The 14,368-nt window shown below is 45.3% G+C and carries 9 protein-coding genes; 7 read left to right on the top strand and 2 right to left on the bottom strand.

The genetic code is table 11. From position 1 onward, the window contains the following. Positions 1-64: 64 nt before the first annotated feature. Positions 65-2,281, bottom strand: coding sequence for a carbohydrate binding family 9 domain-containing protein (locus tag FHS10_RS12360; RefSeq protein ID WP_259091022.1), 2,217 nt, complete (start codon positions 2,279-2,281; stop codon positions 65-67). 186 nt (positions 2,282-2,467) lie between these two features. Here FHS10_RS12360 and FHS10_RS12355 point away from each other — a divergent pair, with 186 nt between their 5' ends. The 3 genes from FHS10_RS12355 to FHS10_RS12345 all read left to right on the top strand — a co-directional run bounded on the left by FHS10_RS12355 (position 2,468) and on the right by FHS10_RS12345 (position 7,099). Further along, positions 2,468-3,517 carry a sensor histidine kinase gene (locus FHS10_RS12355; RefSeq protein ID WP_259091021.1) on the top strand — a complete coding sequence of 350 codons (1,050 nt, stop codon included), beginning with the start codon at positions 2,468-2,470 and terminating at the stop codon, positions 3,515-3,517. After that, positions 3,514-4,239 (top strand): LytR/AlgR family response regulator transcription factor, encoded by a 726-nt coding sequence (locus FHS10_RS12350; protein WP_259091015.1) that lies wholly within the window; start codon positions 3,514-3,516, stop codon positions 4,237-4,239. Before FHS10_RS12355 ends, FHS10_RS12350 begins: the two co-directional genes overlap by 4 nt. 385 nt (positions 4,240-4,624) lie before the next feature. Beyond that, the gene (locus FHS10_RS12345; protein WP_259091009.1) at positions 4,625-7,099 is read left to right on the top strand and encodes a TonB-dependent receptor domain-containing protein; all 2,475 of its coding nucleotides are present in this window, start codon (positions 4,625-4,627) and stop codon (positions 7,097-7,099) included. Between the two features lie 127 nt (positions 7,100-7,226). Here the strand turns inward: FHS10_RS12345 and FHS10_RS12340 are convergent, their stop codons facing one another. After that, positions 7,227-7,799: a hypothetical protein gene (locus tag FHS10_RS12340; RefSeq protein WP_259091008.1), complete on the bottom strand. Its 573-nt coding sequence runs from the start codon at positions 7,797-7,799 to the stop codon at positions 7,227-7,229. Between the two features lie 92 nt (positions 7,800-7,891). Between FHS10_RS12340 and FHS10_RS12335 the strand changes: the two genes are divergently transcribed. From FHS10_RS12335 to FHS10_RS12320, 4 genes are all read left to right on the top strand, one after another. Beyond that, positions 7,892-11,062: an ATP-dependent helicase gene (locus tag FHS10_RS12335; protein ID WP_259091006.1), complete on the top strand. Its 3,171-nt coding sequence runs from the start codon at positions 7,892-7,894 to the stop codon at positions 11,060-11,062. Positions 11,063-11,328: 266 nt separating this feature from the next. Next, positions 11,329-11,871 (top strand): transposase, encoded by a 543-nt coding sequence (locus FHS10_RS12330; RefSeq protein ID WP_259091005.1) that lies wholly within the window; start codon positions 11,329-11,331, stop codon positions 11,869-11,871. A gap of 176 nt (positions 11,872-12,047) precedes the next feature. Next, complete coding sequence (locus FHS10_RS12325; protein WP_259091003.1) at positions 12,048-13,394, top strand: M20/M25/M40 family metallo-hydrolase; 1,347 nt, start codon at positions 12,048-12,050, stop codon at positions 13,392-13,394. 138 nt (positions 13,395-13,532) lie between these two features. Continuing rightward, positions 13,533-14,084 (top strand): hypothetical protein, encoded by a 552-nt coding sequence (locus tag FHS10_RS12320; RefSeq protein WP_259091002.1) that lies wholly within the window; start codon positions 13,533-13,535, stop codon positions 14,082-14,084. The last annotated feature ends 284 nt before the right edge of the window (positions 14,085-14,368 follow it).

Raw genomic sequence — 14,368 nt, 5'->3', positions numbered from 1 at the left:
GTCTCCGGTTTCGAACAATCTTGGCTGTCTTTAATCCAAAAATCCTTGCTCTTTGCTCCAAAAACTAAATCTGCCTGATATACGTCAATTTCAAAATGCCGCCCTGTTGTTTTTGCGGGATGCCAAATGGGGTTCTATAATAATTATTCACACTGTTCGCCACCAGGTAAATGAACGACAGCGGACGGTATTCCCAGGAAAAACGGGCGTTTAGCGATCCATTCCGGGCATCGGTATTGTATTGGTAAAATGCAGACAGCAGCATTGTAGGATTGGCGGCCACGCGTAGTTCGGGAGCCAACAGGTGGGTGGTTGTAGATACCTTATCTATTCCTGCATTTTTAAAATCGTTGCGGGTATAACTCATCACCAGGGATAGTTGGGGTACGGGCGCGGCACGTAATGACAGGTAATAGCTATTAAGCTTACCATTATAATAGCCGCCCGTGCTTAAGCGGGTTTCGGCACTGAAGGGGGCTGCGGCATTGGTGATTCCATAAAACTCGTACCTGTAAAAATGATAGTTTGCTGTCGCGATGTTGATTTTGCGCACCGGCTCAAAGTTATCAGTCAGGTTTTCCCATGAACTGGTAATGTTAAAATTAAAGTGCGACTGATCTGTAAAAAACAGCTGAAAAGGCATCAGCACCACATTGGCCTCCTGGAATTTACCAGTTGATGCCTCGTGATAAATATCGGCCGTAATTTGCGGACTAAAAAACTGCACATTTTTGGGAAACCAGTTTTTATGGGTAAAAAAATAAAAGTTGGGCTGTGTATTGATAAAATTATCGCGGGCAACAAAGCCCGTTTGAGCCTGGTAACCTTTAGATACTGCGGTTTGAAACCAATCGATAAAAAAGTGCGTGGCCGAGTAATTCAGTTCGGCAAAGGCTGCCGAACCTTTTTGCTTGTTGAGCGAATTGCCGGAGTATGATGCCATACCCCGGATAAACAAAGGCTGGCTTACCTGCCAAAAGGCATCCACTACCTCAACCGGATTAACAGAGGTGGGCTGGCCCAGACCGGCCAGGTTTTCGCGCAGTATTTCCATTCCCCCTATTTGCAGGCGGTTGGTGATGTTTCGTTTATAACGAAATACGCCAAACAGCGCGCCACTCTCGGTGCTGTCTCCACTTTGTTTCATCACCAGTAGCCCTGCCGATTGCTTGCTATCCTGGTGTATAAACCTTAAGCCGCCGTTGATGGTAAGCGGGTTACCACCATCGCTTAAACCTATCCGCCGGCTAAAAAAAGGCTGAATAATGCCGCTTTGCCCTACCGAAAACAAACTGGCGTTCTCTAAAAAGAACTGCCTTTTCTCGGGGAAGAAAACGCTGGAGCGGCTTAGGTTTACCACCTGCTTATCCACATCGGCCTGGGCAAAATCGGTATTAACGGTGCCTTCTAATAGGGTATTGGAATTGAGGGCATATTTAACTTCGCCGCCAAACTCGGGCTTATAGCTGGTTTTATTGCCATCTGTTTTATTGGCGTTCACCAGTGCGTAAGGCTCAACCCGCAGGTTAAAATTGGCATCGGGCGGTACAATATTGGTGAGGATGCCCGCATAGGCCATCTGCGTTTCGCTATAAGCCTGCGGCCATGGCGACCAGCCATTGGTTTCACCAATATGCCTGATGTTACGGGCAAAGTTGATGCTCCACTCCGTTGAATTTTTGGGGTAGCGCAAGGAACTGAAGGGAATAGCCACTTCGGTACTCCAGGAGTGATCCTGTATTTTGCTGGCCGCCTGCCATACGGCATCCCATTTATAATCGTAGCTGTAATCGGCATAGTGCATAATATCCATCTGGGTGCCATAAGGCGTTACACAAAAGGTCATTACCGGCAGGCGAGGATCTTTAAACGGGTCTATCAGGATCTCAAAAAGCTCATTATTGCTGTAGCTAAAATCACGGCGAAGATCCTGTACCTGGATGTCTTTTTTGCCCGGGGGGAAATCGCATACCGCACTGATGTAGATATTTTTATCATCGTACAATAACCGTACTTTGGTATCATAGGTGGCCTTATTGCCCTGCCTTGGGTAGGCTGTGGTAAAATAGGTTGCCACAGGTGCCTTATCCCAGGTCGCTTCATTGGGCAAGCCGTCGATAGTTATTTTTTCGATAGTGCGGGTAGCCTGCAGGTGCGGGCGCTGGGCTTCGGGCAATGGCAAAAAAGCTTCCTGGGCCTGCAATCGCGATAAACCAACCTGCATTAACAGGCACAACATCAACCCAAATACGCGATAACCAGGGCGCTGAAATATTTTCATGCCTCAAATAAATGACGCTAAAAACTTAATATTTTTACTTTTAGACGTAACACTCACGTACCGGCATGAATAGGCCCTTAGCAGCCTTAAACATGTTAGCGGTAAAAAACGTACAATTAAAGGCCCGTAACAGGGTGTTGGTCTAATAACCGGATGTAACCCGCCAATTATATTGAATTTTACACCATGCAAAACCTAAAGCAGATACGATACCAGGCCGTGATGCGGCACCTGCTGTTTTGGCTGGCCTATATACTATACCAGTGTGTAAACAATGGCTGGGAAGATAAAGATGTGTTCGCTTTTAAACTCGATCCGCAGTTAGTAACAAGTGTTCCCATTGCCATGCTGGTTACTTATTTAAACCTTTATGTGCTGATGCCGCTGTTTTATTATCCTCAAAAATATCTTCAATATACCATTGGCATGCTGGGGCTGATATTAATTGCCGGCCTTTTACCCCGCTTTTTTGCTTACGCCATTTGGGTACCCTGGGATAAAATTCACGACCCTGCCATGTACCGGATGGAAAAAACAGATTTCTGGATCCCGGTGCGCATTTTTAAAAACGCGGCTGGTAACACACCCATACTTTTAGCCGCTATGCTGCTTAAGTTGATGCGCAATGCTTTTAAACAGGAAAAACACCTGCGCGAAGTGGAGCAGGAAAAATTTACCGCCGAAATGGGCCTGCTGAAAGCACAGATAAACCCTCACTTTTTTTTCAATACGCTCAACAGTCTTTACGCACTTACGTTAAAGGGCAGCGAACAGGCCTCAAAAGTGGTGCTGCGCCTGTCAGACCTGATGCACTACATGCTATACGAGGCCAGCGAAAACAAGGTGCTGCTGCAAGACGAGATCAAACACCTGGAAAGCTATATAGGCATTGAGCAAATGCGCTTTGCCGATAGGCTTGAACTTTCTTTTCAATATTCGGGTGATATTGCCGGTAAAATGATAGCGCCCCTGTTACTGCTCCCCTTTGTAGAAAACGCTTTTAAACATGGCCTTGCCGAGCATATCGGTTACATCACCATTAATTTAAAAGTTACCGGCAACCGTTTATTTTTTAAGGTAGAGAATAGTTACGAACCAAATACCACAGGCACCAAAACAGGACTTGGATTAAAGAATGTGAAAAGGAGACTGGAGCTCACCTACCCCGGCAATTACACCCTGCTGATTAACAAATACAACGAGATTTTTGAGGCCGATTTAAAGCTTGACCTATGAAAAAGATCAATTGCCTGGTGGCCGACGATGAACAACTGGCCCGCGAAGTGATGCAAAGCCACATCAGCAAGCTGGATAAGCTTAACCTGGTGGGCACCTGCAATAACGCCATTGAAGTTTACAATACGCTTAAAAATCAAAACATCGACCTGTTGTTTTTAGATATCCAGATGCCCCAGCTTACCGGGATTGAATTGCTACGTACCCTAAAAAATCCGCCGCCGGTGATATTGACCACCGCCCACCGCGAGTTTGCTTTGGAAGGATATGAGCTTAACGTGATAGATTACCTGCTAAAACCGGTATCCTTCGAGCGCTTTTTAAAAGCGGTTGATAAATACGAAACGATCAGCAACGCCGATACTGTGGTGATCACCTCGCCTACTCCTCCCCCTGTTGTAAAAGACGACCGGCTGGCCTTCATCTACGTAAAATCCGACAAAAAAATGGTGCGTATCCTGCTCAGCGATATCCTTTATATTGAGGGATTGAAAGATTACGTAAAAATATACACCACCGGCAACCCGGTGATTACCTATCAAACGCTCACCTACCTGGAAGAAAAGTTATCGGCCAATCACTTTATCCGCGCGCATCGCTCCTACATTGTATCGCTTAACCATATCAGCGCCTACTCCTCCAACCAGATAGAAATTGGCAAGCGCATTATCCCGATAGGAAACTCCTACGCAAAAGATGTGTTGAAGAAGTTGGAGGGGTGATTTTGATATGCAGATATGGGAGGATGTGCAGATACGCAGATTCCAGATGTGCAGATGAAGCGCCAATACTAAAATAAGTCATCCTGATTACTTGTTTCAGGACCCCACAGGACAGGTTTTCCGCATGAAGTATACTTAGCGCGCGAGGTGCTGAAATAAATTCAGCATGACTACCCCGGGGGTACCGTGGCCGCATAGTATCACCGTAGACCCTTCCCGGCCCTTTCCCTCTTATTTATAGACTAACAACCCGTTTGTGCCGATGAAACGCTGTTCATCCGGCTTAAACAAGCTTCCGTCCGGATGATTTGGGCTATCGTCGATTATTTTGTTGCGCCGGTCTATTGCGTTTTAGTAACCCGCGCGGGTGTGTTTTATTTGCGGCATGAAACTAAAATTATACCTGCTGATATTGCTCCTGCTGCCTTTTACCCTGGTAAAAGCAACCAACATAATCACCGACGCCAGTGCCGGCATTACCGGTACAGTGATCGATTCGCTGAGCCAAAAACCGGTGGATTACGCTACCATAACCGTACTTGACCAGGCAACCGGTAAAATTATAAACGGAACCGTGAGTGCTACCGATGGTAAATTCACTGTTGATAAATTACCTGCGGGAACTTACCGCCTGCGCATCAACTTTTTAGGTTATGCCAATAAAACCATCAGTAATATTAAAATAGATGGCGGTACTTTAAAGTTGGGCCGGATATTACTTGCCCCCAATAGCAAGTTATTAAATGAGGTGCAGGTTACCGCCAAAAAGGCAATCATTGAAGAAAAGATTGACCGCACCGTATACAATGCCGAAAACGACCTTACCGCCCGCGGCGGCGATGCCACCGACGTAATGAAACGTGTACCTATGGTATCTGTCGACCTGGATGGCAACGTGAGCGTGCGCGGCAGCTCAAACATTAAAGTGTTGATTAATGGCCGACCATCGTCAATGGCATCGGCAAGTATTTCTGATGCATTGAAACAGATCCCCGCCGATCTGATCAAAAGCGTGGAGGTAATTACCTCGCCATCGGCCAAGTATGATGCCGAAGGAAGCGGAGGTATTATCAACATCATCCTTAAGCAAAATACCTTACAGGGGATGACTCTTAACGTTAATTCATCGGCAGGCACACGTGGTGCTGGTTTGGGCTTGAACGGTAATTACAAAACCGGCAAGCTGAATTTCTCTTTGGGCGGATTTGGTCGCGGGGGTTATAACATCCCCGGGGAATTTACCAACGACCAAACTGTTACCGATTTGAGCACGGGCGATGTTTCACGTACCAGCCAATCGGCCAATACCCATAATAAATTTTTATTTGCGCGGTATAACGCCGGTTTGGATTATGATATTAACGAGCACAATTCCCTTAGCCTGGGTGTGGTATTTGGTGCCAATGCACGCCCTACCACGCAGGACAATTTTTCAACTAACAGCTACCTCAACGATGCATTAACCGGCACATCGTTACAAACAAATAAGATCACCGCAAATTCTACATCGGTTGATGCAACTTTAACATATACCCTTACCGGCAAAAAGCCTCAACGCGAGTTTAGTTTTTTAACCGAGTACAGCCAGAATAACCGCCACAACAATTTCGAAAACATTTTTCTTAACCAGGATGATGGCTCTACAACCGGCGGATTAAAAAACAATAACAACAGCGTAAACAAGGAGCTTACCCTCGAAGCTGATTACCAAACCCCGCTTTTTAAAAATACGCTGTTAGAATTTGGTGCCAAGGATATTGTACGTACCGTAACCAGCGACTACACTTACCTATCGGCAGCCGATGGTACGCTTAACTATCAGCCTTTGGCATCTTCAAGCCTGTCAAACTCGTTTAATTACAAGCAAAACGTTGCGGCAGGTTATGTATCGTTTACGTTTAACCCGTTTAAAAATTATACCATTAAGGCAGGTACCCGTTACGAGTACACCACCATCAATGCCGATTTCCAAACCGGATCATCTGTAAACATCCCGGATTACGGCATCCTGGTACCCAGTTTGAACATCAGCAAAAAATTCGACAATGGCGATATGATCAAGTTGGGCTATAACCGCCGCATCCAGCGCCCATCTATCGAGTTTTTGAACCCGAATATCCAGGCCTCAAACCCGTTGAACATCAGCAGCGGTAACCCGGCATTGCAGCCGGAGTTTACCAACAACTTTGAGCTGGCTTATAGTACCAACATTAAAGCCAACCATTTCAACATCTCGGCTTTTATGCGCAACACCAATGATGCTATCCAAACCATCCGCACCAGCAGCGGTGATACCATTAAAACCAATTACCAAAACCTGGGTAAGCAAAACGCCTATGGTATGAGCCTATCGGCCAACCTATCGCTTACCAGTAAATTGACGCTTAACGGCGGTCTAGATATGTATTATTTAGATTTGGACAACCAGGACCCTGATCCGCTTTTCCGCGCTACAAACCATGGCTGGGTAGCTAATTACCGCTTGTTTGGCGGATACGATCTGTCAGATAAATATTCCATCCAGGCATTTGCTTTCCGCCGTTCGCGCCAGATTCAGCTACAGGGCTACCAAGGCAGTTTCGGCATCTATAATTTGAGTTTCAACCGCAAGTTCGCCAATAAAAAAGGCAGTATAGGTATTGGTGCCGATAATTTCCTGACTAATGGATTTAAGATCCCAACGGTAATAAACTCTGCCAACATCAACCAAACGGCTTTAAACGTAATGCATAACCGTAGCTTCGAGATCACGTTTAGCTACAAGTTTGGCGGCCTATCGGTAGAGAAACCCAAAAAGCCAAAAAAAACCATCAATAACGATGACTTGAAGGAAGGCAGCAGTAATAACAACAATAACTAAGCACCGGGGAAAGGTCATCCCTTTGAGTTAAAAAAACAGGTAATTTTAATGGAGAAATAATAGAGTGGCCAAAGACTTGCGAAGTTTTAAAAACTTCGCAAGTCTGAAATGTGTAAGCGACTTCTGATTATTCAAAATTCTTATCAACCAACAGCCTTTTACTTTTCAATATACCTAATAGGTATTTACCCTCTGCCTCTTCAACGGCTTCGCCAAATCGTACCGTTTTCATACCATAATCAAATAGTATGGTGCCTATGCTATCTCCTTTAAATCCCCGCAACGATCCAAAACGACCTTGGTTACTATAGATCGAATCGTCCTGCACCCTAAAGCTTTTACAGCCATTCAAATCATAAACTTGAATCTTGCTAAACCAATCGTTTTTCTTTTTAAGTTCCAAAGTTCCCTTGCCTATTTCAATTATTTCTTTGCCGGCAAGTTGCCATAGCGCTGTTTTTAGGGCGAAGAAACCACCCAGCGTCCACCCTGTTAACCATACAATCATAAACAAATCGGGCGCATTGTGGTGTTGTGAGGTGAACACAGTACTGGAAACCGAAAACTCCCCAAAAAACCAGCCGCAAAGCCAAACGCATAAAAAAGCAAGGGTAGCATTATTTCTTTTAGCGGGGATAATTATCCGTACCGAATCAAAATTATCTTCAACAATCGCGCGGCCGTTATAAGGTATTTCCATTGTGATATTATTTACATAAATATCATATTAATTATGATACACACAAATTTTACCTACAGCAATGTTTTAGGCTTTTCGTAATTTTACTATCTATGCAAAATTCTGCGTTCAACAAATACAACGAAAAATTTCAGGAAGCTTTGGCCGGATTAAACCCCGAGCAGCTGGCTGCTGTAAATACAATGGATGGCCCGGTGTTGGTAGTGGCTGGCCCTGGTACCGGCAAAACACAGATACTGGCTGCCCGGATAGGTAAAATATTAACCGATACCGATGCCCTGGCCAACGAGATCCTGTGCTTAACTTATACCGATGCCGGCGCGGTGGCTATGCGCAAACGCCTGTTTGAGTTTATCGGCCCCGATGCTTACCGCATCAACATTTATACCTTCCATGCTTTTTGTAACGAGATCATCCAGGAAAACCTGGAGTATTTTGGTAAGCTGAATTTAGAGTCGCTGTCCGACCTGGAATCGGCCATGCTGTTTCGCGAATTGGTGGATGAGTTTGATAATGACCACCTGCTCAAACGCTTTACCGGCGATGTGTATTACGATACCAAGCGCCTTAAAGACCTGTTCAGCACCATGAAACGTGAAAACTGGAACATGGAAATGATTGAGCAGGCGGTGCAGGAATACCTTGACGATATCCCTAACCGCGAGGAATTTACCTACAAGCGTGCCAACTCCAAAACCGGCATCAAAGTGGGCGACCCAAAACAAAAGGACATTGATGCTGCGCATGATTTGATGAAAAAACTGCTGGCAGCCGTGCGCGAATACCAGAATTACGATTTTAAAATGAAAGCCCGTGGCCGCTATGATTATGACGACATGATCATTTGGGTGCTGCGTGCCTTTCGCGATAATGAGGAGATCCTGCGCAAATACCAGGAACGGTACCAATATATTCTGGTGGATGAGTTTCAGGATACCAGCGGATCGCAAAACGAGCTGCTGCGCTTTTTGCTGAATTACTGGGAAGTACCCAACGTATTTGTGGTGGGCGATGACGACCAGTCGATCTTTAAATTCCAGGGTGCCAATATGAAAAACATCCTCGATTTTGCCAACGATTATGTAAGCACGCTGCACACCGTGGTACTGAAGCACAATTACCGCTCAAACCAGCACATTCTTGATATTTCAAAAGCGCTCATCAACAATAACTTTGAGCGTTTAACCACCCAGTTAAAACTGGATAAAGACTTGCGGGCATCGCACCCACGCTTTGCCCAAATACCGGTTGAGCCTGTGATCCGCGAATATGAAAATCCCGACCAGGAGTTGGTAGATGTATCGGACCAGATCAAAAACCTGGTTGATAATGGCACCGAGCCGGGCGAGATAGCGGTGATTTACCGCAACCACAGCCAGGTAGAAGAAATGATCCAATACCTGGAGGTGCAAAAGATAGCCGTAAACACCAAACGCAAAATCGATATCCTTACCCAGCCCTTTGGCGAAAAGATCATCAATATTTTGCGCTACCTCGATATGGAACTTGATTCGCCCTACAGCGGCGATGAACTGCTGTTTGAGATCCTGCATTATGATTTCTTCAACATCGCGCCTATCGAAATTGCCAAGGCCAGCATAGCGGTATCGCAGGAAAACTTTGCCCCCGGCACACGTGAAAAAAACCGGACATCCATCCGCAGGTATATCCACGAATTGAAGGTACCCACTCAGCCCGACCTTTTTGCGCAGGATAAGTATACCGAAATGAAATACCTCATTTATAATATTGATGAGTTGTTAAAATCGGCAGTGAACGTTACGTTGCAGGCCTTTTTCCAGGATGTGATCGCTAAAATGGGCATCCTCAAATACATTATGCAGCAAACCGACAAGGGCGGCTACATGCAGATGTTATCCAGCTTCTTCGACTTTTTGAAGGACGAGAGCCGCAAAAATCCCGATATCAAACTATCCGACCTGATAGCCACCATCGACCTGATGAAAAAGAACGGCATCAGGCTCGATCTCAATAAGATCATCTACAGCGATAACGGCGTTAACTTTTTAACCGCCCATGGTTCCAAAGGACTGGAATTTGAACACGTATTTTTCATCGGCTGCGATAAACGTACCTGGGATAGCAAGGGCCGCAACAATGGTTTTAGTTTGCCCGATACGTTAACGCAGGCCGGCTCAAATGATATCGCCCAAAAGGAAGAAGCCCGTCGCCTGTTCTACGTAGCTGTAACCCGTGCCAAACAAAACCTGATGATCTCTTATGCTGGCAAGGATAAGAAAGGGAAAGACAATGAGGCCACACAGTTTATTGGCGAGATATTGGCGAATACTTCAACCGTGCTACAGTATCCAAAAGTTACGCCCGATGCCATGATCGGCTTTATAGCAACCCAGTTTAGCGAAACCGAAAAGCCGAAGGTGGAGCTATTGGATACCAACTACATCAGCCAGTTGCTGCAAAACTATACCCTATCGGTAACGCACTTGAATAACTACCTGGATTGCCCGCTGCGGTTTTATTTCCAGTGTTTAATCAGGGTGCCATCGGGCAAAAGTCCGTCGGCCACGTTTGGGCAGGCCGTACACTGGGCTTTGAACAAAACTTATCGTTTACTGAAGGAGAACGATAACGAGTTTTTGTCTACAGAGCAGTTCATGAACGAGTTTAAATGGTACATGGCCCGCAACCGCGATTCGTTCACCAAAGATGAATACAAACTGCGCGTAGCCTACGGCGAAAAGATATTGCCGCCATACTACGAGCAAAATGTTGACGGCTGGAACAAGGTAGCCGTAACCGAAAAACCCATCAAAAACATCGAAATAAATGGCGTACCTATTAAAGGTAACCTGGATAAAATGGAGTTTGACGGCAAACAGGTAACCGTTGTGGATTATAAAACCGGTAAAGTAAAAAATGCCAAAGACAAGCTGTTACGCCCCACCTTTGACGCCCCGCAAGGCGGCGATTACTGGCGCCAGGGCGTTTTTTACAAAATCCTGGTAGACCATGACCGTACCAACGATTGGGAAGTTATTGACACCATTTTTGATTTTGTTGAACCCGTAAGCGAAGGCGAATATTATAAGGAAAAATACGTGATCAGTCCGGCAGATATTGAGCTGGTAACCGGGCAGATCACAGAAACCTATGCCAAAATAATGGCCCACGATTTTAACACCGGCTGCGGCAAAAAAGAATGCCAATGGTGCCATTTTGTAAAAAGCAATTTTAAACAGGCCGAAGGGGTGTTGGAAGAAGCGAGTGAGGAAGAGGAGTAAAAAGTTTTTTTCTGTAGAGACGGATCACATCCGTCTCCCGCTTGCAAATCGAACTTGAAAATCTGCCCTGTATAGTTGGAGACACATGTGATGTGTCTCAGGAAAATAAACAAACCGTAGAGACGGATCACATCCGTCTCCCGCTTGCAAATCGAACTTGAAAATTCGCCCTTTATAGTTGGAGACACATGTGATGTGTCTCTACAGGAAAAAATCAACAACGAACTGTAGAGTCCCCAACAGGACATTCAAACCATGCTCAACCAATGGAAGATAAATTTCAAAATAAATACCGGACAGATTCACCCCGTCTTTCAGGATGGGATTATGGTTCGCACGGTTTATATTTTATAACCATTTGCACCAAACCCCGCCTTCCATATTTTGGTGAGGTTATAATACCCGAAGATCCCGATAATGCTTTTATTAAACATTCCGATATTGGCAAGGCAACACATGAGCATTGGCTAAGAATCCCGGAATTTCATCCATACGTGCAACTGGATGATTTTGTGATTATGCCCGATCACGTACATGGCATATTGTTTTTCAATAAACCCGACAAAACCAATTGGGAGCCCAACAAATTTGGACCACAACGGAATAATTTAGCGTCGGTTTTACGGGGTTATAAAGGATCTTTAACAAAATATTCGATTTTAAATAATATAGAATTTGGATGGCAGCCCCGATATTATGATAGGGTGATAAGAGACCAGAAAGAATACAATAATATCCGGGAATATATTTCTCAAAATCCAAGAAATTGGCTGTCGGATAAAAATGGATTTGAGAAATTTTATATGTAATCGCATATATGCAGAACGAATTACGTCGACTACATACGTAACAAATGTAGGGAGACACATCACATGTGTCTCCCGCATGCAAATCGTATTGGTATATTCGGATATGGAAATTCGCTCTGTACAGCGTGAGACACATGTGATGTGTCTCTACAGGGAAAAATGAAAACACCACCACCATGAAATACATCAAAACCCTCCTTCTCCTCCTCATCACCGCCGCTGCATCGGCACAAACCATTATTAAACCCGATGCGCAGATCAAACAAATGGTTGATGAGGTATCTGCTAAAAACATTGAGGCTACCATCCGCAAACTGGTAAGCTTTAAAACCCGGCATGTATTAAGCGATACCACCAGCAAAACCACCGGCATCGGCGCGGCCCGCAACTGGATCAAAGCCGAAATGGAACGCTATGCCGCCGCCTCAAACGGACGGATGACCGTTGCCTTCGATACCTTTACCCAGCCCAAAAGCGGCCGGATTGATAAACCGGTGATGATTAAAAACATACTGGCTACCTTAAAGGGTACCGACCCAAATGATACCCGGGTTTACCTGGTATCGGGCCATTATGATTCGCGCATTAACGATGTGATGGACGGCAATGGCGTTGAGCCGGGTGCTAATGACGACGCGTCGGGCACGGCGCTATCCATGGAACTGGCCAGGGTAATGGCTAAACGCAGTTTCCCGGCAACCATCATTTTTATGGCGGTTGCTGCCGAGGAGCAGGGTTTATACGGATCTGACCATGTGGCCAAACGCGCCAAAGCCGAAAACTGGAACGTGGATGCCATGCTGAACAATGACATTGTGGGCAACAGCCATGGTATGGAAACCGATTTGAAGGATAACCGTAGCGTACGGGTGTTTAGTGATGGAATACCTACCAACGCTACCGATAAACAGGTGGCTGCGTTGAAATCATTAGGGGGCGAGAATGATAGTCCATCGCGAGAGTTGGCCCGCTATGCCAAGGAAACCGGCGAACGTTATGTTGACCAGCTGGATGTGAAGCTGATTTACCGCCGCGACCGCTACCTGCGCGGCGGCGACCATCTGCCGTTTTTAGAGCAGGGGTTTAGCGCTGTACGCTTTACGGAAATGAACGAGGATTTCAATCGCCAGCACCAGAACATCCGCACCGAAAACGGCGTTGACTATGGCGACCTGCCCGACTTTGTAGATTTTAATTACATTCAGAAAGTAGCCCGCATGAACCTATCGGTACTGGCTAACCTGGCCCTGGCACCTGCCCAGCCACAAAAGGTAGGCATTATAACCAGCGACCTTACCAATAAAACCAAACTCACTTGGGAAGCACCGTCTACCGGCAAAAAACCGGCAGGCTACTACGTACTGATGCGCGAAACCACCAGCGCCTTTTGGGAACGCAAGTTTTACGTAACCGATACAACCGCCACGCTGGCCTACTCAAAAGATAATTACTTTTTCGCGGTGCAAGCTGTAGATGCGGATGGACATGAGAGTTTGCCGGTGTTTCCGAAGCCGGTGAGGTAGGGCCTCACCCAACCCTCTCCAAAGGAGAGGGCTTTAAAAAGCAAATGTCAAAAATTCAAAATAACCAACACGCAAATCAAAAGTCCTCTCCTTTGGAGAGGATTTAGGTGAGGCTAAACAGATATGCTATTAAACACCATGCTCAACCTTATAGCCTCCTCCATTTTTAGCGGAACTATTGTAATAACTCTGTGCCTTGTTGTGGTTAATCTTTTTAAAATCAAACTGGCTAAAATTGATAAACCAACGCTGATAAAAGCCATTAACACCGTATTGCTTTTAGGGGCGATGATATACGCTTTAATGTGGGTAACGGAGCTTTTTATGGCTTACTATTCGGGAGGCGAGTATGAACAGTATACGTTTACCAATCGTTTCTTTGGCTCCTATTGGTGGGCTGCACTTACCTTGCTGATCAGAAGTATTTTGCTTCCGCAGATATTATGGGTCGGGAAGCTTCGCAGGTCATTTATCTGTACAATCATTGTTATTTCTGTTTGGGGTATTGTAAATATCCCCATGACGCTTATAGATATAAGGGTTGCCGGGTTTAATTTGTGGAGTAATTTTTATTGGTGGCTGATAAATTTAGGGCAACTGATTTTTTATGGATTGATTTTAATAGCAGTTTATTTCATTTTGAAAAGAAAAAAACTAACCCACTCAAAACAGAAATTTGCAGGCAGTTAAGCTATTTATAATGGCCACAAAGCAAAAGTTCATTAGGAGGCACCTACGGAGCCAAAAACAAAGGATATACGATGCTATAAACACGAGGCGCCTACAGAGCCTAAAAATAATTCCCAGACTCCAGCGGAGTCCCGTGTTTATAGACATTCTCTCGATTGCTTTTTGGCTCCGTAGGTGCCCCCTATTCTGCTTTTGATTTTAAAAGCTATCTCCCTGTCACGTTTTTAAAAGCCTGCCAACTGATTAGCTTGTTTAATTTATCTTTATGCCGTTACCCGTTAATT

It is taken from the genome of Mucilaginibacter dorajii (assembly GCF_024808255.1).
GTDB lineage: Bacteria > Bacteroidota > Bacteroidia > Sphingobacteriales > Sphingobacteriaceae > Mucilaginibacter > Mucilaginibacter dorajii.
The sequence above is the reverse complement of the archived record's forward strand: the minus strand, read 5'-3'. Positions and strand labels throughout refer to the sequence as shown.

What these genes read in the sequence shown, in the direction of transcription:
- FHS10_RS12360 (WP_259091022.1), bottom strand. Translation starts at nt 2,281, where the DNA reads ATGAAAATATTTCAGCGCCCTGGTTATCGCGTATTTGGGTTGATGTTG.
- FHS10_RS12355 (WP_259091021.1), top strand. Translation starts at nt 2,468, where the DNA reads ATGCAAAACCTAAAGCAGATACGATACCAGGCCGTGATGCGGCACCTG.
- FHS10_RS12350 (WP_259091015.1), top strand. Translation starts at nt 3,514, where the DNA reads ATGAAAAAGATCAATTGCCTGGTGGCCGACGATGAACAACTGGCCCGC.
- FHS10_RS12345 (WP_259091009.1), top strand. Translation starts at nt 4,625, where the DNA reads ATGAAACTAAAATTATACCTGCTGATATTGCTCCTGCTGCCTTTTACC.
- FHS10_RS12340 (WP_259091008.1), bottom strand. Translation starts at nt 7,799, where the DNA reads ATGGAAATACCTTATAACGGCCGCGCGATTGTTGAAGATAATTTTGAT.
- FHS10_RS12335 (WP_259091006.1), top strand. Translation starts at nt 7,892, where the DNA reads ATGCAAAATTCTGCGTTCAACAAATACAACGAAAAATTTCAGGAAGCT.
- FHS10_RS12330 (WP_259091005.1), top strand. Translation starts at nt 11,329, where the DNA reads ATGGAAGATAAATTTCAAAATAAATACCGGACAGATTCACCCCGTCTT.
- FHS10_RS12325 (WP_259091003.1), top strand. Translation starts at nt 12,048, where the DNA reads ATGAAATACATCAAAACCCTCCTTCTCCTCCTCATCACCGCCGCTGCA.
- FHS10_RS12320 (WP_259091002.1), top strand. Translation starts at nt 13,533, where the DNA reads ATGCTCAACCTTATAGCCTCCTCCATTTTTAGCGGAACTATTGTAATA.